The organism is Jatrophihabitans lederbergiae (assembly GCF_031845305.1).
GTDB lineage: Bacteria > Actinomycetota > Actinomycetes > Mycobacteriales > Jatrophihabitantaceae > Jatrophihabitans_A > Jatrophihabitans_A lederbergiae.
In genome coordinates this window covers 1-24,174 of sequence record NZ_JAVREH010000053.1, presented here as the reverse complement: position 1 = coordinate 24,174, position 24,174 = coordinate 1, and the positions used below count along the sequence as shown (strand labels likewise).

General features: G+C 69.1%; 24 protein-coding genes. 13 read left to right on the top strand and 11 right to left on the bottom strand.

Translation table 11 applies throughout. The annotated features are described in order from the left end of the window. Window positions 1-232: 232 nt before the first annotated feature. A complete protein-coding gene (locus RM423_RS20815; protein WP_311424965.1) occupies window positions 233-2,533 on the bottom strand; it encodes a diguanylate cyclase domain-containing protein in 2,301 nt (766 codons plus the stop codon). Window positions 2,534-2,684: 151 nt separating this feature from the next. Next, window positions 2,685-4,181 (bottom strand): dihydrolipoyl dehydrogenase family protein, encoded by a 1,497-nt coding sequence (locus RM423_RS20810; protein ID WP_311424964.1) that lies wholly within the window; start codon window positions 4,179-4,181, stop codon window positions 2,685-2,687. A gap of 135 nt (window positions 4,182-4,316) precedes the next feature. Here RM423_RS20810 and RM423_RS20805 point away from each other — a divergent pair, with 135 nt between their 5' ends. Both RM423_RS20805 and RM423_RS20800 read left to right on the top strand, forming a co-directional pair. Next, on the top strand, window positions 4,317-5,201 hold the full coding sequence (locus RM423_RS20805) for an SCO6745 family protein (RefSeq protein WP_311424963.1): 885 nt from the start codon (window positions 4,317-4,319) through the stop codon (window positions 5,199-5,201). Between the two features lie 94 nt (window positions 5,202-5,295). Further along, window positions 5,296-5,754: a hypothetical protein gene (locus RM423_RS20800; RefSeq protein ID WP_311424962.1), complete on the top strand. Its 459-nt coding sequence runs from the start codon at window positions 5,296-5,298 to the stop codon at window positions 5,752-5,754. A 10-nt stretch (window positions 5,755-5,764) separates the two neighbouring features. Here RM423_RS20800 and RM423_RS20795 read toward each other — a convergent pair whose 3' ends face one another. Further along, entirely contained in the window at window positions 5,765-7,513 is a 1,749-nt protein-coding gene (locus RM423_RS20795; protein ID WP_311424961.1) for a DEAD/DEAH box helicase, read from the bottom strand. A gap of 77 nt (window positions 7,514-7,590) precedes the next feature. Here RM423_RS20795 and RM423_RS20790 point away from each other — a divergent pair, with 77 nt between their 5' ends. The 6 genes from RM423_RS20790 (at window position 7,591) to RM423_RS20765 (ending at window position 14,055) form a co-directional block, all read left to right on the top strand. After that, window positions 7,591-8,706, top strand: coding sequence for a WD40/YVTN/BNR-like repeat-containing protein (locus RM423_RS20790; RefSeq protein ID WP_311424960.1), 1,116 nt, complete (start codon window positions 7,591-7,593; stop codon window positions 8,704-8,706). Between the two features lie 13 nt (window positions 8,707-8,719). Then, window positions 8,720-9,004 carry a MoaD/ThiS family protein gene (locus tag RM423_RS20785; RefSeq protein ID WP_311424959.1) on the top strand — a complete coding sequence of 95 codons (285 nt, stop codon included), beginning with the start codon at window positions 8,720-8,722 and terminating at the stop codon, window positions 9,002-9,004. An 88-nt stretch (window positions 9,005-9,092) separates the two neighbouring features. Then, window positions 9,093-9,821: a Type 1 glutamine amidotransferase-like domain-containing protein gene (locus RM423_RS20780; RefSeq protein WP_311424958.1), complete on the top strand. Its 729-nt coding sequence runs from the start codon at window positions 9,093-9,095 to the stop codon at window positions 9,819-9,821. Window positions 9,822-9,852: 31 nt separating this feature from the next. Then, complete coding sequence (locus tag RM423_RS20775) at window positions 9,853-12,390, top strand: DEAD/DEAH box helicase (RefSeq protein WP_311424957.1); 2,538 nt, start codon at window positions 9,853-9,855, stop codon at window positions 12,388-12,390. A 42-nt stretch (window positions 12,391-12,432) separates the two neighbouring features. Further along, complete coding sequence (locus RM423_RS20770; RefSeq protein ID WP_311424956.1) at window positions 12,433-12,936, top strand: hemerythrin domain-containing protein; 504 nt, start codon at window positions 12,433-12,435, stop codon at window positions 12,934-12,936. Window positions 12,937-13,041: 105 nt separating this feature from the next. Next, window positions 13,042-14,055: a ScbA/BarX family gamma-butyrolactone biosynthesis protein gene (locus RM423_RS20765; protein WP_311424955.1), complete on the top strand. Its 1,014-nt coding sequence runs from the start codon at window positions 13,042-13,044 to the stop codon at window positions 14,053-14,055. Between the two features lie 39 nt (window positions 14,056-14,094). Here the strand turns inward: RM423_RS20765 and RM423_RS20760 are convergent, their stop codons facing one another. After that, on the bottom strand, window positions 14,095-14,766 hold the full coding sequence (locus RM423_RS20760) for a ScbR family autoregulator-binding transcription factor (protein WP_311424966.1): 672 nt from the start codon (window positions 14,764-14,766) through the stop codon (window positions 14,095-14,097). Window positions 14,767-15,208: 442 nt separating this feature from the next. Between RM423_RS20760 and RM423_RS20755 the strand changes: the two genes are divergently transcribed. Then, window positions 15,209-16,237, top strand: coding sequence for a LacI family DNA-binding transcriptional regulator (locus RM423_RS20755; protein WP_311424954.1), 1,029 nt, complete (start codon window positions 15,209-15,211; stop codon window positions 16,235-16,237). Between the two features lie 3 nt (window positions 16,238-16,240). On the opposite strand, the gene RM423_RS20750 is transcribed toward RM423_RS20755, so the two are convergent. The 5 genes from RM423_RS20750 to RM423_RS20730 are packed head-to-tail and all read right to left on the bottom strand — an operon-like array spanning window position 16,241 to window position 20,664. Next, entirely contained in the window at window positions 16,241-17,152 is a 912-nt protein-coding gene (locus RM423_RS20750; protein WP_311424953.1) for an aldose 1-epimerase family protein, read from the bottom strand. Window positions 17,153-17,202: 50 nt separating this feature from the next. Next, complete coding sequence (pfkB, locus tag RM423_RS20745; protein WP_311424952.1) at window positions 17,203-18,162, bottom strand: 1-phosphofructokinase; 960 nt, start codon at window positions 18,160-18,162, stop codon at window positions 17,203-17,205. Beyond that, on the bottom strand, window positions 18,159-18,989 hold the full coding sequence (locus tag RM423_RS20740) for a DeoR/GlpR family DNA-binding transcription regulator (protein ID WP_311424951.1): 831 nt from the start codon (window positions 18,987-18,989) through the stop codon (window positions 18,159-18,161). The genes pfkB and RM423_RS20740 overlap by 4 nt, the downstream gene beginning before the upstream one ends. Before the next feature lie 38 nt (window positions 18,990-19,027). Further along, on the bottom strand, window positions 19,028-19,204 hold the full coding sequence (locus RM423_RS20735; protein WP_311424950.1) for an ATP-binding cassette domain-containing protein: 177 nt from the start codon (window positions 19,202-19,204) through the stop codon (window positions 19,028-19,030). Between the two features lie 35 nt (window positions 19,205-19,239). Next, window positions 19,240-20,664, bottom strand: coding sequence for an FGGY-family carbohydrate kinase (locus RM423_RS20730; RefSeq protein ID WP_311424949.1), 1,425 nt, complete (start codon window positions 20,662-20,664; stop codon window positions 19,240-19,242). A 147-nt stretch (window positions 20,665-20,811) separates the two neighbouring features. On the opposite strand from RM423_RS20730, the gene RM423_RS20725 reads away from it, so the two are divergent. After that, window positions 20,812-21,651, top strand: a complete 840-nt coding sequence (locus RM423_RS20725) for a class II fructose-bisphosphate aldolase (RefSeq protein ID WP_311424948.1) — start codon at window positions 20,812-20,814, stop codon at window positions 21,649-21,651. On the opposite strand, the gene RM423_RS20720 is transcribed toward RM423_RS20725, so the two are convergent. Continuing rightward, complete coding sequence (locus RM423_RS20720) at window positions 21,638-21,820, bottom strand: hypothetical protein (protein ID WP_311424947.1); 183 nt, start codon at window positions 21,818-21,820, stop codon at window positions 21,638-21,640. The two genes, RM423_RS20725 and RM423_RS20720, sit on opposite strands and share 14 nt — an antisense overlap. Continuing rightward, window positions 21,817-22,122, bottom strand: coding sequence for a hypothetical protein (locus RM423_RS20715; protein ID WP_311424946.1), 306 nt, complete (start codon window positions 22,120-22,122; stop codon window positions 21,817-21,819). The genes RM423_RS20720 and RM423_RS20715 overlap by 4 nt, the downstream gene beginning before the upstream one ends. A gap of 217 nt (window positions 22,123-22,339) precedes the next feature. Here RM423_RS20715 and RM423_RS20710 point away from each other — a divergent pair, with 217 nt between their 5' ends. The 3 genes from RM423_RS20710 to RM423_RS25930 all read left to right on the top strand — a co-directional run bounded on the left by RM423_RS20710 (window position 22,340) and on the right by RM423_RS25930 (window position 24,051). Continuing rightward, window positions 22,340-22,822 carry a cupin domain-containing protein gene (locus RM423_RS20710; RefSeq protein WP_311424945.1) on the top strand — a complete coding sequence of 161 codons (483 nt, stop codon included), beginning with the start codon at window positions 22,340-22,342 and terminating at the stop codon, window positions 22,820-22,822. Continuing rightward, a complete protein-coding gene (locus RM423_RS20705) occupies window positions 22,819-23,232 on the top strand; it encodes a rhodanese-like domain-containing protein (protein WP_311424944.1) in 414 nt (137 codons plus the stop codon). Before RM423_RS20710 ends, RM423_RS20705 begins: the two co-directional genes overlap by 4 nt. Before the next feature lie 612 nt (window positions 23,233-23,844). Then, on the top strand, window positions 23,845-24,051 hold the full coding sequence (locus tag RM423_RS25930) for an HAD family hydrolase (RefSeq protein ID WP_396327814.1): 207 nt from the start codon (window positions 23,845-23,847) through the stop codon (window positions 24,049-24,051). The last annotated feature ends 123 nt before the right edge of the window (window positions 24,052-24,174 follow it).

Below are 24,174 nucleotides of genomic sequence, written 5' to 3'. Positions count from 1 at the left end.
CGATACAACTCGACAGCGTCGCGGCGAAACTCCTCGGAGTAGTTCTTCCTCGCCATGAGTGGATCATCTCGCTTCCACCCCACCGAAGCAGGGATTGAGCGTGTCCACTACTCGGGGTCAGGTCCCGGTCACAGTTCGAGCAGGCCAGAAGCTGATGTTGCATCCGAACCCCCGGAAAGTTGACTCTCCACAGCACCCAAGTGCCTTGACGGTCAGTATTGCCGGTTGAGCATTAATTGGCCCGCGTTCTGGTCGGCTTCGTCGCGTACATCCGTTGGTCGGCGGCGTGCACGAGTGCGTCGAAGGTGTCACCATCGTCGGGATAGCTGCTGACGCCAATGCTCACCGTCACCGATGCAGACCCATCAGCCAGTTCGATCGGCTCGGCCAGCGCGGTGAGGCACTGCGCGACGATGCGCTGCGCCTCGGCGGCGGAATGATCGGCGTCCAGGCCCGGCAGCATCACCAAGAACTCGTCGCCGCCCAGCCGCGCTATCAGGTCGCCTCGGCGCAGCCTCGCCTGCAACCGGGACGCGGTGGCGGTGAGCACGGCATCGCCGGCGGCATGGCCGTGCCGGTCGTTGATCGACTTGAAGTGGTCCACGTCCAGGTACAGCAACGCAAGGCCGGTGCCGTTGACCTGGGCGTGCAGCACAGCAGATTCGAGAAGGTCCTGCAGCCGCCGGCGATTCAGCAGGCCGGTGAGCGGATCGCGGAAGGCCAGCGCCTCCACCTCGGCGAGGTAGCGCGCGGACCGCCGCCGCTCGTGCAGCAGTTGCTCATCCGCCTCGACCTTTGCCGTGACGTCGTTCTGTACGCCGATGTACTGCACGAGATGAGCGTCGTCGTCGAACACCGGGGCGAGGAAGATCTCGTTCCACCAGGGCAGCCGATCCGACCCGCGGTGGTTGAGGATCGTCTCTCGAGCCTCGCGCCCGTCCGCGATGGCCTCACGAATCCGCTCGATGGCCTCAGGATCGGTGTCCTGACCCTGCAGGACTCGGCAGTTGCTGCCGAGCACGTCCTCGGCTCGCAGGCCGGACAGCTTCTCGAATGCCGTGTTGACATAGATCAACGGGTGATCCGGACGCGTCACATCCGCGATGGTGACGCCGTTGGTGGTCGCCGCCAGGGCGCGTCGCAGCGTGGTCTCGGCGGTACCGTTGCGCCGTTCGAGCCGCACATCGAACTGGGCGAAGGAATCGACAGCCTCCCGGTACGAATCTGGCGTCATTCCAGCCAATCGCGGCGGTGGCAGCTGTCCGGCCATGGCGAAAGTCGACTCGGGCAGACCGCTCGAACGCACCCGTGACAGCAGGGTGTGCGCCGCGGCGACAACCGTTGCACGGTCATAGGTCAGCGCGAATTCAAAACGCCGCTGCAGGTCGGGGCCGCAGTCGCCGAGGTCGCGGGCCAGCAGCGCGGCAGCGAAGTGCGGTGCGAGCACGATCACGTTCCATTCGCTGCGCATGGGGTCATCGGGATCGAGGTCCGCCCCGCGCAGCCCGCATACCGGCTCCGGACCGAGGCCCTGTCCGATGGCGGCGACGAAACCCACCCGTTCGACCAGCTCCCGGTAACGGTGTGCGGTGTCCGCAGTGAAGTGCTTGGCCTCCTGGAACGCCGCCACCACCAGACAGGTCGAGCCGAAGCGGATCGCCTCTCGTTCCAGGAACTTGCTCAGCTCGATCAGCAGCGGCTTGGTCGACCGGCGCAGCGGCACCTCGGGCGGCAGGCAGCCGAACGGCGAGCGGTTCGACGTCGGCACGACTGCCGGCGGAAGGTCGAGGCCACCGACCGGCAGGGCTTCTGACAGGCTGGCGGACGGCCGGCCGAACATCCAGCCCTGACCCAGCCGGGCACCGAGGGCCCGGGCGATCTCCAGGTGCTTCTCGTCCTCGATGCCCTCGGCGAGCAGCACCGCGCCGCTGCGCTCGGCATAGGCGTTCACCGCGTTCATGATCTCGGCGACGGCCGGGCCGGGACGCTTCTGCACCAGGCTCAGATCCAGTTTCACGATGTCGGGACGGAGCAGAGGCATGAAGGCCAGTGACATGTCGTCGGCACCGACATCGTCGAGCGCGATCCGCCAGCCCGCCGCGCGCAGCCGTGACACGGTCGCCAGCAGCTGGGCGGGGCGCTCGCCGATGGCACGCTCGGTGATCTCCAGGACGACCTGCAGCTCGCCGGGTGCCTGCTCGGCCAGCAGAACGAGCTCTTCCAGCCGCGCCGAGTCGAGCACCGCCGGCTCCACGTTCACGAACAGCGTCAGCGGCGCGAACATCCCGATGGCGATGGCGCTTTCGAGTGCGGTCCGCCGGCACAGCTCGTCCAGTTCGGTAAGGCGGCCGACCGCACGGGCGATGTCGAAGAGGCGATCCGGAGCCTCCAGCGGCCCCTCCGGCCCGCGGGACAATGCCTCATACGCGACCACCGAGCCGCTGTCCAGGTCGACAATGGGCTGGAAAACAGCGCGGATCATTCGCCCCGAAATCACCTGATCGAGGGCGTCTGCCGCCAGGATGTCACTCATCGCCGAACCTCGGTGCCCACCTCACCCTCATCGGCCGGAACAGCGCCCGCTCAAGCTCGGCGGCACTCGAGCCGGACCTGTCGCGGTACCGGGCCGAAGCCACCGCCGTGAGAGTCCTGAATTGGCCGTGGCATACCAGGACGAGCAGCGCTCAGCCGCGACGCTGACTGTTGAGTGCCTCCAGCAGCCGGAGCCATACCTCGCTGACGGTGGGATAGGACGGAACCGCGTGCCACAGCACGGCGAGTGGGACCTTGCCGACGACGGCCACGGTGGCTGAGTGGGTCAACTCGGCGATGCCGGTGCCCACGAACGTCGCGCCGAGCAGGACGTCGCGCGCTCGATCGATGACCAGCTTCGCCCGCCCGACGTAGTCGTCGCGCAGCACGTACGTTCCGGCCAGCGCGGCGAGGTCGTACTCGAGCGTGACGACGTCCAGGCCGCGATCGCGCGCCTGTGCCTCGGTGATCCCCACCGAGCCGATCTCCGGATCGGTGAAGGTCACCTGCGGAACCTGGTCGTGGTCGGCCACGTCGGTGTAGATGTTGAACGGCTCCTCGCTCAGCGGCGTGCCGACTGCCCGCGCGGCGATCACCTCGCCGGCGATGCGGGCCTGGTACTTGCCCATGTGGGTCAGCAGCGCTCGTCCGCATACGTCCCCCACGGCATAGAGCCATTCGCCGTCGACGCCGGTCACCGAGAGGTGGTCGTCCACCTCGATGTACCCGCCCGGCCGCAACCCCACCGACTCCAACCCGATGTCGTCGCTGTTGGGTTTGCGCCCCGCCGCGACGACGACCTCGTCGGCGGTCACGGTCTCTCCACCGGTCAGGGTCAGGGTGACCTCGCCGCCGTGCAGATGGCCGTCCGGGGCGTCGTTCACCTCGGCCCGCTCTGCCGATTCGACTCTCGTCCCGGTGAGCACAGTGACGCCCGCGGCGCTAAACTGCTGCTCGATCAGCTCCCCGGCGAACGGCTCGTTCTTCGCGAGTAGCCGGCCTTCCCCTTCGATGACAGTGAGTTCTCGAACGCCCAGGCCCACCAGCCAGGTCGCCGCCTCACAGGCCACCACCCCGCCACCGACGATGACCACCCGGTCGGGGACCTCGTGCAGGTTCGTGACGTCGCGGGAGGTCCAGGGCTTGGCTTCGCGCAGCCCGGGCACCGGCGGCACCGCGGCGACGCTGCCGGTGTCCAGCACCACGGCATGCCGGGCGGTGAGCACTCGGCGGCCGCCGTCGGCCGTGGTCACGGTAACCTCGCGCTCACCGGACAGCCTGCCGTAGCCGCGAACCACGTCGATGCCGGTGTCCAGAGCCCACTTCACCTGTGAGCTGTCGTCCAGGTTGTTGATGATCTTGTCCCGCCGGGCCAGCACGGCTTCGGCGTCCAGAGCGCGGTCCCCGACGAGCTGCTGGGTGCCCGCGAGGTTGCGGGCGTTGTGGAGCACCTCGATGGGCCGGAGCAGGGCCTTGCTGGGCATGCACGCCCAGTAGGAGCACTCACCACCCACCAGCTCGGCCTCGACCATCACCGCCTCGAGATCGGAGAACTGTGTCGCGTACTGCGCGGCGTTCTCGCCCACGGCGCCGGCACCGATCACGATGACGTCCCACTCGGACCGGTCGGGATTCACTGATGCAGCCACGGGTGCCGCCTCTCTGCCAAGGTCGCGAAACCCACCATAGCCAGCGCCGCCGCGCACCGCTGTTCCTGCTCAGGATCGCGCGGCGCTCTCGGCCGAACTCGTCGTGTCCCACCGGTCTCGTGATAGAACCACCGCATGGAACCTGACCTTGCCGACATCCGTCGCATCTACTGGCTCAGCGAGACGGTCCACAATCTGAATTACTTCGCGCCCGAGTCGCGAGCCGCGACGGACGCGCTGGGTTGCAAGGGCCTGTGGATGGGGTACTTCGGGTTCCGCGCCGCCCCGCTCGGCGCGGTGGGCCCGGACGCGGCCGCCGCCCTGTTCGTCAGCTTCTCACCGGCGATGCTGCGACGCGCGCTGCCCGACGTCTGGGCCGTCGCCCCGCCCGAGCGCTTTATCACCGCTCGGATGGAGGTCACCGACCGGCTCTACCGGCGGATCTGGGGCGAGCGGGTGGCCGATGATCCGGGGATTGCCGAACTCACCCAGCTCACGGCGGAGGCGGTCGCCACCCTGCCGACGCTGGGCCGTCCGATGGCTGCCGCCAACCAGGCGCTGCCGTTGCCGGGCCAACCGCACCTGGCGTTCTGGCAGTCCCTCACCACCCTGCGCGAGCACCGCGGGGACGCCCACGTCGCGCTGCTGGTCGCTGATGGGCTCGACTCGGTGCAGGCGCTCATCCTCGCCTGCGGTTACGGCAAGTACCCGGCCGAGCAAATGCGATCGGGACGGAAGTGGTCCGAGGACGAGTGGCGGCATGGCATCGACACGCTGGCCGGCCGGGGGCTGGTGACCGCGGACGGAGCGCTGACCGGGCGGGGACAGGCGCATCGCAGCCGCCTGGAGGCCGAGACCGATCGGCTGGCGGCGGTGCCGTATCAGGCCCTGGGGTCCGAGGCTGCTGGCCGGCTGGCGGAATTGCTGGTCCCGCTGGCCCGGCGGCATTCCGAGGAACCGGGGTACCCGGTCACTCCACCGGTCGACATGCCAGACCCGTACCGGGTCCCAGCCGGCTGAGCCACCCACCCTTTCCCGGCTGTCACCCCGGCGTCATACGGCCGTCACACGCGCACGGTGCAATGGGTCACCGACCGCGTGAGAGGCGACTGCGATGACCCGGCTGCTGACCTTCGAGTATTCATCCTGCTATGGCGCGCTGGCTGCCGCGTACACGTCCGGGGCACTGGCAGCGGAGTTCGGCCCCGAGCAGGTGCGGGTGACGCTCACGGTCGAGGCCGAGGAGCGGGGCTGGCGTGAGCCCCTGATCGCCGAGCTGTCGCTGCCGGACGCGCATCGGCGCCGCTTCGACACCCGGTTGCTGGGCATCGTCCCGGACGGCGACGGACCGGCCTGGGCGCTGGTCACGTCCCACGTGAACCTCGAGCGCGAGTCTCCCTTGCTGGTGCGGGCGTTGAGCGCGGTGCTGCAGGCGCGCCCACACCGGCGGCCGCTGTTCGACCCATCTATTCGCGGCAGCGACGAGGCATGGATCGCCGATAGCCCGCTGCGTGCCGCCAACATCCTGGTGACCGAAGACTTCATCGCCGGCGCCGCACCACTGGCGGCGTGAGCTGCTGCCCTCAGTCGCGCGGCTTGGAATACCCGCTCGACCGCTCCGGGGAGTCCCGGCGGCCCGCCACGGGCGAGTCACGGGTCAGCTCGATCAGCTGGCCCGAGATGCGGGTGTTCTTCAGCGCGTCGAGGGTCTGCGGTGACAGGTCGGCCGGCAATTCCACCAGGCTGTGGTCGATGCGGATGTCGATGTGCCCGAAGTCCTGGCGATTCAGGCCACCCTCGTTGGCCAGCGCGCCGACGATCGACCCCGGCTGCACCCGGTGCCGCCGCCCGACCCGGATCCGGTACGTCGCCATCGGCTGGTCCGACCGGGGCCGGCGAGCACCTGCCACCCGGACGGAGCTGCGCGCGTCACCGGTGGTCGGGCGTCGCTCACCGGACTGGTTCAGCTCGCGGTCCTTCTTGCGCTTGACCGCGGGGGGCTCAGGCTTGAGCAGGAACGACTTGTCATCCTGTGACAGCACGGCGAGCGCGGCGGCGATGTCGGCCACCGGCACGTTGTGCTCCTGCTCGTAGTCGTTGATCAGTCCCCGGAAGAACGCCAGCTCCGGTGACGCCAGGCTCTGGGTGATCGAGTCGGCGAACTTCGCCACCCGGGTGGTGTTGACGTCCTCGACCGAGGGCAGCGCCATCTCCGAGATCGGCTGCCGCGTGGTCCGCTCGATCGCCGACAGCAGGTGCCGCTCGCGCGGTGTCACGAACAGCAGCGCGTCGCCGGAGCGGCCGGCCCGGCCGGTGCGGCCGATCCGGTGCACGTAGGACTCGGCGTCCTGCGGGATGTCGTAGTTGACGACGTGGCTGATCCGGTCGACATCGAGGCCGCGAGCGGCGACGTCGGTGGCGACCAGAATGTCGAGAGCGCCACTCTTGAGCTGACCGATCGTCCGCTCGCGCTGTGCTTGAACCAGATCGCCGTTGATAGCGGCGGCGTCGAAGCCCCGCGCGCGCAACCGCTCGGCCAGGTCCTCGGTCGCCTGCTTGGTCCGGACGAAGATGATCATCGCCTCGAACGACTCGACCTCGAGCACCCGGGTGAGGGCGTCCATCTTCTGCGCGTTGGCCACCAGGATGTAGCGCTGGCGGGTGTTCGCCGCCGTCACCGTCTTGGACTTGACCGTGATCTCCGCGGCGTCCGTCAGGTACTTCTTCGAGATCCGCCGGATCGAGGACGGCATGGTGGCCGAGAACAGGGCCACCTGCTTGTCGGTGGGAGTGTCCTTGAGGATCGTCTCGACGTCCTCCTGAAAGCCCATCTGCAGCATCTCGTCGGCCTCGTCGAGCACCAGGAAGCGCAGCTGCGTGAGGTCCAGCGTCTTCTTCTCGAGGTGGTCGATGACCCGCCCCGGTGTTCCGACGATCACGTGGGCGCCGCGGCGCAGGCCGGACAGCTGCACCCCGTAGCTCTGGCCGCCGTAGATGGGAAGCACGTTGAGGCCGGGCAGGTAGTGGGCGTACTTTCCGATCGCCTCGGACACCTGCAGCGCGAGCTCGCGGGTCGGTGCCAGGATCAGCGCCTGCGGGGTCTTCTGGCTCAGGTCTATCCGCGACAGGATCGGAACGGCGAAGGCCGCTGTCTTGCCGGTGCCCGTCTGAGCCAGGCCCACGACGTGCCGGCCGTGCATCAGCGGCGGGATGGTGGCTGCCTGGATGGGCGAGGGATTTTCGTACCCGACGTCGGTCAGGGCGCGCAGGACACGCTCGTCGATTCCTAGATCGGCGAAGGACGGTTGGGGGGCGGCATCAGGCGTAGTCATCGCCCTCCAATCTAGCCGAGCAGAGCGCCGCGCTGACGACCATTGCCAACGCGGGCGACCGGTGGTGCGATGTCCCCATGACCGAACTGCCGGACGCCGGAAACCCGAATCAGACCGTGCTGGCCATCGGAACCAAGAAGGGGCTGTGGCTGGCGACCAGCACCGACCGGACGAGCTGGACGTTGTCCGAACCGCACTTCCTGATGAACGAGATCCCGAGCATCGCGATCGACACCCGGGCGGGCCGGACCCGCGTCCTCGTCGGTGTCCGGTCCGAGCACTGGGGGCCGACCGTCGCGCACTCCGACGATCTGGGCGCGACCTGGCAGGAGCCCGACTCCGGCGCGATCCGGTTTCCGGCCGGCACCGACGCGGCGCTGGCACGGGTGTGGCAGCTGCAACCCGACACCGCCGACCGGCCCGGCGTGGTGTGGGCCGGCTGCGAGCCGATCTCGGTGTGGAAGTCGATCGACGGCGGCGAGCACTTCGAGCTGAACCGGGGCCTCTGGGACCACCCGCACCGCTCGGAGTGGGGCGAGGGTTACGGCGGCGCGGCGGCGCACTCGATCGCGGTGGACCCGCTGGACGAGAACACCGTCCACATTGCGATGAGCACCGGCGGCGTCTACCGCAGCACCGATGGTGGGACGTCCTGGGAGCCCCGGAACTCCGGCATCTCGGCTTATTTCCTGCCCGATCCGGATCCCGAGTTCGGCCAGTGCGTGCACAAGCTCGCACGGGACGCCGTCGATCCCAACCGGTTGTACGCCCAGAACCACCACGGCGTCTACCGCTCCGATGACGCCGGCGACACGTGGGAGTCCATCGCCGACGGCCTGCCCGCCGACTTCGGGTTCGTGATGCTGACCCATCCCCGCGAGGGTGGAACGGCCTGGGTCATCCCGTTGAAGGCGGACGGCGAGCGGATTCCCCCGGGTGGCACGCTCGCGGTGCACCGGACCCGGGACGCCGGCAAGAGCTGGACGCAGTCGGAGGCCGGGCTTCCGGCGCCGGACTTCAACTCGGTCCTGCGCGACGCCGCCGCCGTCGACACCGCGGAGCCGGTCGGCGTCTACTTCGGCACCCGGGGCGGGTCGGTGTACGCCAGCTCCGACGAGGGAGCCACCTTCGCCACCGTGGCCGCGAACCTGCCGGACGTGCTGTGCGTGCGTGCCGCGGTGCTGGCGAGCTGACCGGGATCAGGCAATGTCCATAACGGTGCTGCTGCCCAGAACGCTGATGTCGGTGGCCGGTGGTCAGCGCACCCTGCTGGTCGAGTCGGCGTCCTGCGGCTGCGTGACCGACGTGCTCGACAGCGTCGGCGGCAGGTACCCACTGCTGGCCAGGCGCATCCGGGACGAGACCGGCGCGGTTCGCCGCTACGTCAACGTGTACCTCGACGGCGAGGACATCCGCCAGCTCGACGGGATCGCCACGGCAGTCGGGGACGGGCAGCAGCTACGCGTCATCCAGTCCGTGGCCGGCGGCTGACCGGGGCCGGCCGGCCGCAGCACGACCACCGCACCCTGGATGCCGCCGCCCGGCTGGCGACCGGCAGCTGAGCGATACATTCGGTGCCATGACTGCCGACGAACCGACCATCCTGGCCACCTCCGGCGGTGCCATCGCCTCCAGCCGGGTCCGCTGGGAGGTCGGCCCGCTCACCGACTACGCCGTCGAGCTGGCCGGCGTTTCCGGGCGGGCGCCGCGGGTGTGCTTCCTGGCCACGGCGATGGGCGACAGCTCGGACCTGATCCGCAGTTTCTACGAGGCGATCCAGCTGCGGGGCTGGCAGGGTAGCCACCTGGCCCTGTTCCCGATGCCCAATGTGGAGGACGTCCGCGGCCTGCTGCTCGAGCAGGACGTGGTCTGGGTCTGGGGCGGCAGCGTGGCCGGGCTGCTGGCGATGTGGCACCTGCACGGGGTGGACGAGGCGATGCGCCAGGCGTGGCAGTCAGGCGTGGTGCTCACCGGCGTCTCGGCCGGCTCCATCTGCTGGCACCAGGGCGGTACCACCGACTCCTTCGGCACGGAGCTGCGTCCCGTCACCAACGGCCTGGGCCTGGTGCCCTTCTCCAACGGCGTGCACTACGACTCCGAGGAGCAGCGCCGTCCGGTCTTCCAGTCCCTCATCGCCGGCGGGGCATTGCCCGCCGGCTACGCCACCGACGACGGGACCGGCGTGCTGTACCGGGGTACCCGGTTCGTAGAGGCGGTCGCCGAGAAGGCCGACCGGTCGGCGTACTGGGTCGAGCGGGGACCGGACGGAGCGGTGGTCGAGGAGCGCCTGCCCACCCGGCTGCTGTGAGCCGGGCCGGGATCGGGCAGGCTGAGCGGTGATGACCACCTCCGCGCAGTCCCTCAGCTCACTGCTCGACCGCCGGGACTGGTCCGGGGCGGACGCCGACGCCGTGTACGACGCCTTCACCGACTGGGCGGCCGGGACGGGGCTGCAGCTGTACCCCGCGCAGTCCGAGGCGCTGATCGAGATCGTCTCCGGATCGAACGTCATCCTCGCGACCCCGACCGGTTCCGGTAAGTCGCTGGTGGCGACCGGGGCGCATTTCGCGGCCCTCGCGGGCGGCCGGCGGAGCTTCTACACCGCACCGATCAAGGCGCTCGTCAGCGAGAAGTTCTTCGCGCTGTGCGACGTGTTCGGATCGTCCCGGGTGGGCATGATGACCGGCGACGCGAGCGTGAACGCCCAGGCCGAGATCATCTGCTGCACGGCCGAGGTGCTGGCCAACCTGGCGCTGCGCCAGGGCCGGACCGCCGATATCGGACTGGTCATCATGGACGAGTTCCACTACTACGGCGACACCGACAGGGGCTGGGCGTGGCAGGTTCCGCTACTGGAGCTGGGCCGGGCGCAGTTCCTGCTGATGTCGGCGACCCTGGGCGACATGACGTTCCTGTCGGAGGACCTGAGCAGGCGGACGGGCCGTCCCACCGCGGTCGTCAGCTCCGTCGAGCGGCCGGTCCCACTGTTTCACTACTACGCCACCACGCCGCTGCACGAGACGATCAGCGAGCTGCTGCACAGCCGCCAGTCACCCATCTACATCGTCCACTTCACCCAGGCCTCGGCGCTGGAACAGGCGCAGGCCCTGATGAGCATCAACGTCTGCACCCGGGAAGAGAAGGACGCCATCGCCGAGGCGATCGGGAACTTCCGGTTCAGTTCCGGTTTCGGCAAGACCCTGTCCCGGCTGGTTCGGCACGGCATCGGAGTCCACCACGCCGGCATGCTGCCCAAATACCGGCGGCTGGTGGAGCAGCTGGCCCAGGCTGGCCTGCTGAAGATCATCTGCGGCACCGACACCCTCGGCGTGGGCATCAACGTCCCGATCCGCACGGTGGTGCTGACCTCGCTGAGCAAGTACGACGGCCAGCGGACCCGCCACCTGCAGGCCCGGGAGTTCCACCAGATCGCCGGCCGGGCCGGTCGGGCCGGTTACGACACCGCCGGCACCGTCGTCGTCCAGGCCCCCGAGCACGAGGTCGAGAACGTCCGGCTGCTGGCCAAGGCCGGCGATGACGAGAAGAAGCGCCGCAAGGTCCAGCGCAAGAAGGCACCAGAGGGTTTCGTCTCGTGGACGAAGTCGACGCATGACCGGCTGATCGCGGCGGATCCGGAGCCGCTGACCTCGCACTTCGCCGTGTCGCACTCGATGCTGCTCAACGTCGTCGCCCGCCCCGGCAACGCCTTCGCAGCCATGCGGTCGCTGCTCACCGACAACCACGAGCCCGCGTCCCGGCAGCGCCGGCATGTCCGCAGCGCGATCCAGGCCTATCGCTCGCTGCTGACGGCCGGGGTCGTCGAACGCCTGGACGAGCCGGACGCCACCGGGCGCACCGTCCGGCTGACCGTGGACCTGCCGCCGCACTTCGCGCTGAACCAACCGCTGTCGACGTTCGCCCTCGCCGCCATCGAGCTGCTCGACGAGAACTCCGAGACCTTCGCACTCGACGTGGTCTCGGTGATCGAGTCGACCCTGGAGGACCCCCGGCAGATCCTGTCCGCCCAGCAGTTCAAGGCGCGTGGCGAGGCCGTGGCCCAGCTGAAGGCCGAGGGCATCGAGTACGACGAGCGGATGGAGCTGCTCGACGAGGTCACCCATCCGAAGCCGCTCGCCGACCTGCTTGACGCCGCGTACGCGATGTACTGCAAGGGCCACCCCTGGCTTATCGAGCACCAGCTCTCACCCAAGTCCGTCGTCCGGGACATGTGGGAGCGGGCGATGACCTTCGGCGAGTACGTCTCGTTCTACGGGCTGACCCGCTCCGAGGGTTCCGTGCTGCGCTACCTCAGCGACGCCTACCGAGCGCTGCGGGCGGGCGTTCCGCAGGCGGCACGGACCGAGGGCGTCGAAGACCTGACCGAGTGGTTGGGCGAGGTGGTGCACCAGGTCGACTCGAGCCTGTTGGACGAGTGGGCGCAGTTGACCAGCCCGGAGGACCTGGGCGCGGCCGGCGGCCGGTCCGAGGTGGCCCCGCCGACCCGGCCGCTGACGGCCAACACCCGCGCCTTCACCGTCCTGGTGCGCAACGCCCTGTTCCGCCGGGTCGAGCTGGCCGCGCGCAGGCGCTACGCCGACCTTGGCCGGCTCGATGCCGCCGACGACTGGGATGCGGCGGCCTGGCAGGAGGCGCTGGAGGGGTACTACGCCGAGTACGACTCGATCGGCATCGGCGGCGACGCCCGCGGGCCGAGCCTGTTCCATGTGACTGTGGAGGCCGGCAGGTGGCTCGTCCGGCAGGTCTTCGACGATCCGGACGACGACCACGACTGGGGCATCAGTGCGACGGTCGACCTGGCGGCGAGCGACGAGGCGGGCGAGGCCGTGCTCGCCGTCACCGGAGTGGACCGGTGGTGACAGCGGCCGCCTGATTCGATCCGGCCTGGCAGAGTAGGACCCATGCCTGACATCACTTCGCTCATCATGGACGACCACGAATGGTTCCGCCGGCAATTCGCCCGGCTCGACGACGCGCGCGAGCCCGCCGACCTGCTGGAGGTCTGGAGTCCGCTCGCCCAGCGCCTGGAGACCCACGCCCAGGCCGAGGAGACGATCTTCTACCCCGCCCTGCTCAAGCGCGGCGACGATGACGAGGCCGTCGACGAGACCGAGGACGCGATCAAGGACCACAACGCGATCCGGGACGCCATCGCCGACGCCACCCGGTACGAGGCCGGCAGCTCGGAGTGGTACGAAGCGGTCGGACGGGCCCGCACCGAGAACAGCGAGCACCTGGCCGAAGAAGAGGACGAGGGCCTGCCCGATTTCCGCAAGCACGTCAGCCGTGAGCTGCGCGACCGACTCGGGGACCTGTGGATTCAGTTCTACGCCGCCCATCCGGACGGGGAGGGTATTTCAGCCGAGGACGTGGACCCCGCCACCTTCCTGGCCGAAAACAGCTGAGCCGAGAATTGGCCGCACACACCTGATTAGCCTAAATCGTGCTTTACGTTTACTTTATGTAAAGACACCCGCGCTCGCTTCTGAACGGATACTGTCCGTTGCGGCTTGAATTCCGCAATCTCAGGAGGCGCGTTGGGTACGTCGGGCACGGTTTTTCCAGCTGATCGAGCACTGCGGTGGAATTCCACCATCGACCGCACGCTCGTCCACCGGAACTCCGTGTCCGAGGTTCTGCTGACCGACATCGTCCCGGTGACGGGCACCGACTTTCTTGTCGGTGCTCAATGGCCGCGCTCCCACCGTGTGTACCGGCCTGACAGTGATGGCCGGCATGACCCGATGCTGTTGCTGGAGACCGTGCGCCAGGTAGGCCTGGCACTGTCGCATTCCGCCTTCGGGGTCGGCCCCGAGCAGCGATCGATGATGCGGGATCTCGAGTTCCGGCTCGACCCGCGGGTCGAGCCTCGGGCGCTCGGCGCGGCGACCGATGTCAGCGTCGGCGTCCGTTGTGAGGACGTGACCATGCGCGGCGCCGCCCTCAAGGGGATGACCGTCGTGCTGTTCCTGTCGGCGGCCGGCCAGCCGTTCGCGACGGGCACCGGCACCATCCGTTGGCTGCCTTCAGACAGCTACGCCCGATTCCGTGCGCGGTCCGGTCTCAGGGACGACTGGCGGGACCGCTTCCCGGAGGCACCAGGGCCGGATCGAACCCACTCGGCGTCGATTGCCGGACAGCCGACCGATTTCCGCACCGAGGCCGACTCCCTGATTGCCGCACAGTTCCCGGTTCTCTCAGCAGTAGAGGTCGTTGCCCCGGGCAGCCGGAAAGCCGTCCGGCAACTGCTGGTGCCGGTGGACCACCCGGTGTACTTCGACCACCCGCTGGACCACGTACCGGGCATGGTGCTCATCGATGCCGCCTGGCAGGCCGTCCTGGCGATGCGCCCGGGCTTTCGCGCCCGGTTGCTCGGCTGCTCGATGGACTGCCCGGCCTTCACCGAACTCGATGCCGCGGCCAACCTCGAGGTCGAGTTATCAGCCCTGACCGGCACTGCGCTCTTCGAGGTACGCCAGCGCGGGAAGGTCACCGCGGCCGGCACCCTGCGACTGAGCCGCTGAGTCGGCGAGGCGTTCGACCCGGCCGGGTACGTGCCTCGATCAGTTCGCGTGCGCGGCGGCAGTAGGGGCGAGCGAGCGCTGAATCAGGGTTCGTGCGCGGCGAACGGCCTTCTGGGTGGCCGGCCAGTCGGGATCCGCGGCGATGCCGACCACGAACAGCTTCCAGAACTCGTCGAGGCGGACCTCGATGTCCTTGCGCCCGGTCAGCACCTCGGACACGTGCTGCACGCCGAAGAAGCCGCCCAGCAGTGCGCGGGCCGCGGGACCCGGCAGTACGCCGGGCCGGAGCAGGCCCTCACGGCGAGCCTTGGTGAACAGCTCGTGCAACACCGTCGTCCAGCCGATGAACGGTTCCGGCATGTCGGCCTTGACGAGTTCTCTCTCGAACGAGAGACGCACTCCCGCCGTGACCAGCACGTCGTCGCGGAAGCGGGTTCCCACCTCGTAGGTGAGCGCGATGATGCTGATGAGGGAGTTCGGCGAATTGTCGATGATGGCCTCGACCACCGGGGGCCACTGCGCGAACTGCTCCTCGACGATGGCGACGGCGAGGGCTTCTTTGCTGGGGAAGTGAAAGTACACGGCGCCCTTGGTGACGCCCGCAGCCTCGACGATCTCATTCATGCTCGCGGCCAGGAAGCCGGTGCGCGCGAAGACCTCAGCCGCGGCGTAGATCACCCGGGAGCGGGTCAAGACCGCACGCTGCTGCATCGCCACAGGCATTGCCTCTCTGTCTGTGTTGCCGGTTTCCGAAGTCTAGCGGGTCGGAGGGTGCAAACCGGTATCAGTAGCAAATGTTCTTTTCGCCCGAGAGGCGTATTAAACCAACCGTACGGTCGGTTTACTTGATCGCGGAAATGGGCTACTGTCGTCTCAGCGGCGCGCGGAGTCAGGTCAACTCCTGCAGCGCCGCGCCAACTTGGCCGGGGCGGCAGCGTGAAGCAGAACCGCTACCGGCGGCCACAGGGAGTCACCACCATCAGCTCCCCGGGACGTGCAAACAGTCCGTAGTACCCGTGAATCCCGCGTATCACGCTTCTGCAACGTTGTAGACGGCGTTGTCAAGCTTGTTGCGGATAGCTGACCCTCAAGATCCAGTGTGAAACACTCTGGAGACGGGGCGGTGAAACGGTGTGCCCCCGAAAGGAGACTCGTGCCCTCCAGCCTGAAGGATGTCGCCGCTCGTGCCGGCGTGTCGGTCAAGACGGTGTCCAACGTCGTCAACGGATACCCGTTCATCAGCGTCGCGACCCGCGGTCGGGTCGAGGCCGCCATCAGCGAGCTCAACTACCGGCCCAACGCCTCGGCCCGCCGGCTCCGCACCGGCCGTAGCGGACTCATCGCGCTGTCCGTGCCCGAGATCGACGCGCCTTACTTCGCCGAACTCGCCAGCCACATCGTCGACGCCGCGGAACAGCGCGGCTGGACGGTGCTGATCGACAAGACCGGTGGCGAGCGCAGCCACGAGCAACTGGCGGTGGCGGGCATCCGGTCCGACCTGATCGACGGCGCCATCGCCAGCCCGCTGTCGATCACGACAGCGGATATCACCGCCATCAAGGACACTCATCCACTGGTCCTGCTCGGTGAGAAGTTGATGCGCTGCGGAGTGGACCATGTCGCTGTCGACAGCGTGGCCGCCGCGTGCGAGGTGACCGAGCACCTGATCGAGTCCGGCGGCACCCGGGTCGCGGCCATCGGGATGCGGGCCGAGGACGACGCCGAGAGCACCTCGGCCCTGCGGGTGCAGGGGTTCCGCAAGGCGATGACTGCCGCCGGCCGACCCGTGCACGAGCACCTCATCGCCACTGTGCACGGCTATTACCGGCCGGACGGGTACGCCGCCATGCGCCGACTGCTCGCGCTACCGGACCCGCCCGACGCCGTGGTCTGCTTCAACGACCTGCTTGCCCTGGGAGCCATCCGGGCGATCCACGACGCGAGGCTGCGGGTGCCGGCAGACGTCGCCGTCACGGGCTTCGACGACATCGAGGAAGCGCGGTTCAGCACGCCGCGGTTGACGACCATCGCGCCGGACAAGGGCGCGCTTGCCGAAGCCGCCGTCGACCTGCTTGCCCGCCAGATCACCGGCCTACCGCCGGAGACGAAGCCACAGGAAGTCCTGATCCCGTACCGGCTGGTCGTCAGGCAGAGCACCTTGCCGGGAGCCGACACCGCCTGAGCCTCAGCTGCGGGGCCGCACTCCCCAGCAGCCCTGCCACTGGGCGCCCGGCGCCAGCACGATCAGGTCCTGTCCGGAGTTGAAGGCGTCGGGGCCGCAGGTCATCGCCTCGATCGCGACCTCGCGCCGGTACCGGTCCGAGCCCGGGTCGAAGTAGTCCGAGGTGTACACCTGCCACCAGCCGAACGCCTCTTCGGCCCAGATCTCGAGCGTTCCGTCAGTGCCCGCCAGCCGAACGGCGCTGGTCCCGTCCGGGTTGCGGGTGACGTCGGTGAAGGCGGTGTCCAGGCTGACGCCGTGGAGCGAGCGGGACCGGCGGAAGTCCTTGTCGCCCGCAGCACTGTCGACGCCGCGGCGGGCGACCGGGAGCAGCCGGTCGTCGGTGTCGATCCAGGTTGCGGCCGGCAGGGTCAGCGACAGGTCGTCGACGCCGTGCCCGGCCACCGAGAAGTACGGGTGCGTGCCGACACCGAAGGGCGCTGCCTCGTCGCCGATGTTGCGGACCGCGAGCAGGCACTTCAGCCCGGCTGCCGAGACCGACCAGGTCACCGAGACGGCCACCGACAGCGGGTAGCCCGGCTGCGGCAGCACCACCGCGGTCAGGGTGACCCCGTCGTCCGAGGCGTCCTCGACTTGCCACGGCACCCAGGCGAGCAGGCCGTGCAGCGCGTTGCCGGTGGCCGGCTCGGTGATCGCCAACTGCTGGGCAACGGAGCCGAACGTCCAGCGGCCGTCCCGGATCCGGTTCGGCCAGGGGGCCAGCACCGCCCCGTCGAAGGCGCTCGGCACCTCGCCGTCGGGAACGCCCCTGATGATCGGTACGCCGTCCACCGCGTACCCGCTGATGGCGCCGCCCCGCTCGGAGACGGTAGCGGTGTGCGAGCCGTGCCTGATGTTCCATCGTTGTTCGACCACGGCCCCATCCAATCAGGAAGCATGCAGCCGGGAGCGGCCGGACGATCGGTTCAGGCGGGTTGGCGGGCGGCCCGTTCGGACAGCGGCGAGTTGCGGCCCGGCTCGTCGGAGAGCACGACGGCCCGGCGGTGCCGGTCGGTGATCACGGGTACCCGGCTGCCCTCCTCGCCCACCGATGCAGTGCCCCAGGCCACCGCCTCGGCGAGAGCCTGCGGACCGTGGCCGCCGGCGGAGATGAAGCCGGCCAGCAGCGCGTCGCCCGCGCCGATCGTGCTCTTGGGCTCCACCGCACCGGCCTGCGCGTGCCAGGCGCCGTCGGCTGTAACCAGTAGCGCGCCGTCGGAACCGAGGCTCACCAGCACCGAGCCGGCGCCGCGTCCGAGCAGCGCGGTGGCCGAGGACACCACGTCACCGACGGTCGTGACCCGTTGTCCGACCGCCTCTTCGAGCTCCTCGATGTTCGGCTTGATGACGTCCGGCCGACCGGCCAGGCCGCCTCGCAGCGCGCTGCCGCTGCTGTCGAGGGCGAACCGCGCACCGGCGGCGTGCACCACCTCGGCCAGGCCGGCGTAGTAGCCGTCCTCGACTCCACGCGGCAGGCTGCCCGAGGCCACCACCCAGTCACCCGCGGCGACGAGCTCCGCCAGGGCGCCCGTGAGAGCGACGACCTCGGCGGCGGAGAGCAGCGGGCCGAGCGAGTTCACCTTGGTGGCAAGGCCGTCCGGCTCGGTCAGCGACACGTTGACCCGAACCGGTCCCGCAATCCGCACCGGGCGATATCGAACACCTTCCTCGTCGAGCAGCCGCGCGAGCTTGAGTCCCTCGTCGCCACCCAGCGGCAGCACCGCGGTGGAGTCGACGCCGTTGCGAGTCAGCGCCCGGGACACGTTGACGCCCTTGCCGCTGGGTTCCTCGTGCTCGGCGGTCGCGCGGTGCACGTGGCCGCGAACGAGCCGGGTCACCACCAACGTCCGATCGATGCTCGGGTTGGGGGTCAGGGTGATGATCACGTTTGCTCCACGGTGAGACCTGCCCGCGTGAGCCGCGCGACGTCTGCCGCGGGCAGGCCGGTGTCAGTGATGAGAAGTTCGATATCAGCCAGGTCGGCGTGCTTGACCAGGCTGACCATGCCGTACTTGCTGTGGTCCGCGAGCAGGATCCGCCGCTGGGCGGATTGCGCCATCAGGTTCTTGATCCGCGCCTCGGCGGGGTCGGGCGTGGTCAGGCCACGTTCCAGGCTGATGCCGTTGGTGCCGAGGAAGGCAACGTCGACGTTGATTTCTTCGAGCATGCGCGCCGTCCATGAACCTACCGTCGCAACGGTCTTGCTGCGCAACCGGCCGCCGATCGTGAACACCGTGAGGTGCGGACGGCCCAGCAGCGACAACGCGATCGGCAATGCGTTGGTGAACACTGTCAATTCGCGATCGTCGGGAAAGAGTTCGGCGAACTGGGCCATCGTCGAGCCGGCGTCGACGAGCACCGAGCCCGAGGTCGGCAGCTGCGCCAGCGCCGCGGTCGCGATCCGTCGCTTCTCTTCCGAGAACTGGGTACGGGTGGCGACGTCCGACTCGTAGCTGTGATCCCCGATCGGCACCGCTCCGCCGTGCACCCGGCGGAGCAGTCCACGCTTCTGGAGCTGGATGAGATCCTTGCGGACCGTCTCGTTGGTGACCTCGAGGGACCGGGCGACCTCAGCCGAGTCGACCTGGCCCTCACTCCGGAGCCGCCGCATGATCGCCTGCTGACGCTGCGCGGAGTACAGCGTCTTGCCTGCGCCGTTGCGGGCCTCTGCCGAGGGGTGGGGGAATTCCCCGGACTCCTGAGTCGTGGCCACCGATGCCTCCCTGCTGCGATGATCCGCCTTGGTGCTGATTATGAGGAGTGGCCGGCTCCGGACAGGATCCGCACCAGGCTGCTCTTGCCGGCGCCGTTGTCGACGATCAGCGCGACGATCTCGCCCGGGTACACCGTGAAATCGGCTCCGCGCAGGGCATGCACGTGGCCGTAACGGCGGGCGATGCCGCGCGCTTCATACAGGAGTTGCGCCATAGGTTCCTCCGATGGACTAGCGCTGGTGCTGAAGGTCACTGTGTTGTGTCGCCACGTGGGGAGGCCGGCTCGACCGTCTCGCCGGTGGCGCTGACCGCCTCGGCGGTATCGCGATAGACGCCGGCCGCGACACCGGCCAGCAGCGCCGCGCCGCGTGCTCCGGCCTCGGCGACGGTCGAGCGCAGCACCGGTCCGAAGGCACGGCGCTTGACTTCGAGCAGCCCGGCGCTGTGCGCCCAGCCACCGGTGGCCACGAACCTGTTGTGCGGGCCGGTGACGGCCGACATCGCGGAGTGGATGCGGTACGCCCGCGCGGTGACCTCTTCCAGAGCGGCTCGCCAGATCACCGAGGCCGGTGTGGAGTCGTCCGCGCCGTGCACCACCGGGTTGTCATCGCCGGTGATGCTCAGGCTGGTGCCGGCTATCACCGTGCCGGCTGCGGCAGCACCGGCTGCGGGAGTGCCGGCGGCGGGACTTCCGGCTGCGAGGGCCTCGGCGTCCAGGGCAGCGAGGCCGGCGCGGTCGACGCCCAGGCGCCCCAGCAGCTGGGACAGCACCAGGCCACCCTGCGTTCCGCCCAGCAGGCACCAGTGTCCGGCCAGGGCGTGCCAGCCGACGGTCACGCCGGCCCGGGTGAGCGCCAGGATCTCGTCGGTTGCCATACCTGGCGCAACGGTGCGGATCACAGCTTCGGCGGTGCCGCAGGAATCCAGCTCGTTTCCGGCGGCGATGGCGCCGACCCCGATGGCAGCCGCCTGGTGGTCGTGCCCGGCCACGGTCAGGACGGCTCCGGCGAGTTGCGGCAGCTCGGGCGACGTCACGGTGCCCAGTGCGGTTCCCGCCGTCACCAGCGGTGCCAGCAGGCCGGCCGTCGCGCCCGACCAGCTGAGCGACCCTTCCCACCACGTCCTGGTGGTCAGGTCCAGCCAGCCGGTGCGTGAGGCCAACGACAGTTCACTGGCCTCGTCGCCGCCCAGGTCCTGGACGACATACTCGGCAACCCCGAGCCGCCGAACCGCGGCCACCGTCGACGCAGAGTGCCGATTCAGCCATCGGTGCTTGGTGAAACTCCACTGGGACCGCAGCGGCAGGCCCGTTCGGATGGCGAACTCGTCGGCGCCGAACTCAGCGGCGAAGTCCTCGACGTCCGACTCGTCCCGGGTGTCGTGCCAGGCGATGAGCGGCCCGGTCGGCTCGCCGCCCCGGTCCAGCAGCACCCCCGACTCCCCCATGCTGGCCACTCCGACAGCGACCACCGAGCCCGGCGGCAGCTCGCGGACGGCGTCGCGCAGCGCGTGCCGGGCTGAGGTGAGGAGCTGCAGCGGGTCTGCCTCGGTGCGGCCGTCGGCGGTGTGCCAGCTGGTGCGTGCCCGGCCACGGGCGACCTCGGCGCCGCGCTCGTCGAAGACGACCGCCTTGCTCGAGGTAGTCCCCACGTCCAGACCGACCAGGTACGCCACCGATGTATCTCCCTTGGGGTTCCACCATTGCTTGCTTGTGAATTGTTGGATAGCGTTGCGTTTCGTAGGCGTGTTCGTCAAGTCTCAACTCGATAACTACCCCGGTGAGCGCCACCACACCGCTCGCGAACCCAGGAGATTCACCCCATGCCACTCACTTCCACCCGCCGGCTCGTGGACGCGGCCCGGGCCGCCGGACAGGGACTCGCCGCCTTCAACGTCATCACCATCGAGCACGTGGAGGCGGTCATCGACGGCGCCGAACGCGCCGGCGGCCCGGTCATCGTCCAGATCAGCGAGAACGCCGTGGCCTATCACCGGCGCAACGTGTTTCCGCTCGCGGCGGCGGCGGCGGCGCTGGCAAGGACCTCATCGGCCGAGGTATCGCTGCACCTGGACCACGTCGAGGACGAGGCGCTGCTCCATCGTGCGGCCGATGCCGGCTTCAGCTCGGTGATGTTCGACGCCTCGAAGCTCGACTACGCGGGCAACGTCGAGGCCACCCGGGACGCCGCCGGCTGGGCACACGCCAACGGCCTGTACCTGGAGGCCGAGCTGGGAGCGGTCGGCGGCAAGGGCGGCGCGCACACTCCCGGTGTCCGGACCGACCCGACCGAGGCCGCGGAGTTCGTCGCCGCCACCGGGATCGACGCGCTCGCGGTGGCGGTGGGCAGCTCACACGCGATGGTGGAGCGAACAGCCGCACTCGACCTGGACCTGATCGCCCGGCTGCGCGAGGCGGTGGGGCAGCCGCTCGTCCTGCATGGCTCGTCCGGAGTGGCCGACGAGCACCTGGCGCAGGCGGTAGGGGCGGGAATCGTCAAGGTCAACATCGGAACGATCCTCAACGTGGCGTTCACCGACGCGGTCCGGGCAGCCCTTGCCGCCGATGCCGACCTGGTGGACCCGCGCAAGTACCTGGCACCGGCGCGGAACGCGGTGAGCGAGCAGGTTCAGCGGCTGATCTCCGTCGTCAGCGGCGGCTGACACCACGCTGCCCACCACCGGACGGCGGCGGATCGAGCGTCGAGCGCAGCGGTGGCCCGTCGATACCGCAGTAGTGCCGGCGATCCGCCAGTGCCGCGCGACGGGGATTCTGGATGGTCGTCGCGGCGAGCAGGGCGCCGAGGATCAGCAGCGCCGCGCTGAGGATCATTGCCTGGTTTCGGCTGCGGCGAGCACGGTGGTGGTGGTGAGCGGGGCGACGATCAGTGAGAGGCCCAGGCCGAAGACGATCCGAGCGACCAGCGCTCCGCCCCGGGCGGACAGCAGCAACATGATGACGGTGACCGGCAGCAATGCCGTTCCGGCTACGACCTGAAGATCGACCACGAGCAGGAAGAACACCCCGCCCGGCCAACCCCGAACGAGCACCGCCGCGACCAGCACCCATCGTCCGGACGCCGTACTGAGCCGTACGCCGTCGCCTTGCGATGCCGCCGATTCCGTAGCACTCATCGCGTAAGTCTGATCCTTGCCAGCCAGTAGTTCCAGCGTTCCATTCGGCCACCGAGCCGTTTGACATTCCCTACTCGCTGGGTAGGATTATCGACATGTTCCTCGTCACTCGGCGCCACGTGGACCTGCTCCGCGTCACGGCCATGGCGTGTCTGTTCCTCGGCTGACCTGTCCGATCCGGCGACCATCACGGTCGCACCTGCCCGAGGAACTTCTGATGACTGCTCTCTCTGACGGACCGCACTCTGCTCTCGGCACGTCCGAACTGCTCTCTCTCGGTACGTCCGAATTGTTGGGCACCCCGCCCGAACTGCTCGACACCCCGCCCGGCCTGCCACCGGCCGACCTCGCCGGTCTGGTGCGACGGGTCGCGGCCGACGTGGACCGCTGGCTGTCGCGGCTGCCCGGTCACAACACCGACCTGCACGACCACGGAGCTTCGGCGGCTGCCTTCACCGTGGTGCGGGGCAGCCTGAACGAGATCCGTGTCGACCACAGCGGCGTGCGCAGCTCGCACGTCCGCCGGTCAGGCTCGGCAACCTCGCTCACTGCCGGTGTGACCGGGGTCGGAGCGGAACCTGCGGTCAGCATCCACGCCTACTCACCGCCACTCCGGGCAATGAACTATTACGACCCCGCCACCCTGCGAGTCGTGCGTACCGTGCAGAGCAACGCGCCGGAAGAGGAACTCGCCCGATGACACTTCCGAGCCGTCGCAACATCGATGAGGTGCTGGCCGATGCCCGGACCCGGTTGACCCGGTTGTCTGCCGCTGAGGCCCGCGAAGCCCAGCAGGCGGGTGCGGTGCTGATCGACATTCGCCCGCAACTCGATCGGGAAAGCGAGGGGACGCTGCCCGGCGCGGTGGTCATCGAACGCAACGTGCTGGAGTGGCGGCTGGACCCGGCCAGTGACGCGCGACTGCCGATCGCGGACTACGAGCTGCAGGCCATCGTGGTCTGCAACGAGGGTTACACGTCCAGCCTGGCGGCAGCTGCGCTGCAAACACTCGGTATCTCACGCGCCACCGACCTGATCGGCGGTTACCGCGCCTGGCGCGCCGCTGGCCTGCCCACCGATCCGCCACCATCAGAAACAGATCCCGGATGACTGTGACCGACGACCTGCTGGCCAGCAACGAGCGCTTCAACGGACCTCTGCCGCTGGCGCCGGCCAAGCACCTCGCGGTCCTCGCGTGCATCCCGCATGTCTACAGCGTCCGGGGGGTTCGTCTTCGACGTTGCCAACGGCCCGCTGCGCGAGGTGTCCTGACCTCGACTGCGACGCTCGCTCCTGGACTGGGCTCGACCATGAAGGACAAGCCCCGGACGGAGCAGATGGCAGACGGTGGCGTGAGCGTCCGGTTCGACATCCGTGCAGAGCAGTGCTCTTCGACTCCGACGGGGTGCTGGTCGACTCCCAGGACAGCGGCACCCGTGCCTGGGTGAGCTGGTCGAAACAGTACGGCCTCGACCCGGACGCGGTGCTGGACAACATGCACGGCAGGCGATCGATCGACACGGTTTCGCGGTTCTTGCCCGAGCCGGACCGGGTAGCGGGGCGATCGACGAGCTGGAAATCGCGGACGCCGGTCGGACCCAGCCCATTCCGGGTGCTCGGGAGCTGCTCCGCGGCTGCCGGGAAACTGGGCGGTGATCACGTCCGCGACCAAGCCGCTGCCGCAGGCGCGCTTCGCTGCCGCCGGGCTCGATCTGCCCGAGGTTGTCGTCACCTCGGGCAGACGTCAGCGCCGGTAAGCCCGCGCCTGATGGCTACCTGCTCGCGGCACAGCGATGGGGCGTTCCCATCGCGGAATGCGTGGTCGTGGAGGACAGCCTGAACGGTATCGAGGCCGGACGGACGGCTGGCCGGTTCTGTTCGGCATCGGTCACGACGCGCTGGAGTCCGACGCCGAGACGGTCGTGCTAGTGTTGCGTGAATGAAGTAGCTGTACCTCGCGGTAGCATGGTGTATGTCGTTGACTGTTGCCGTGCAGATGCCCGCTGAGGACCGCGCCGAGTTGACCCGTTGGACGCGGACGCCGTCGCTGCC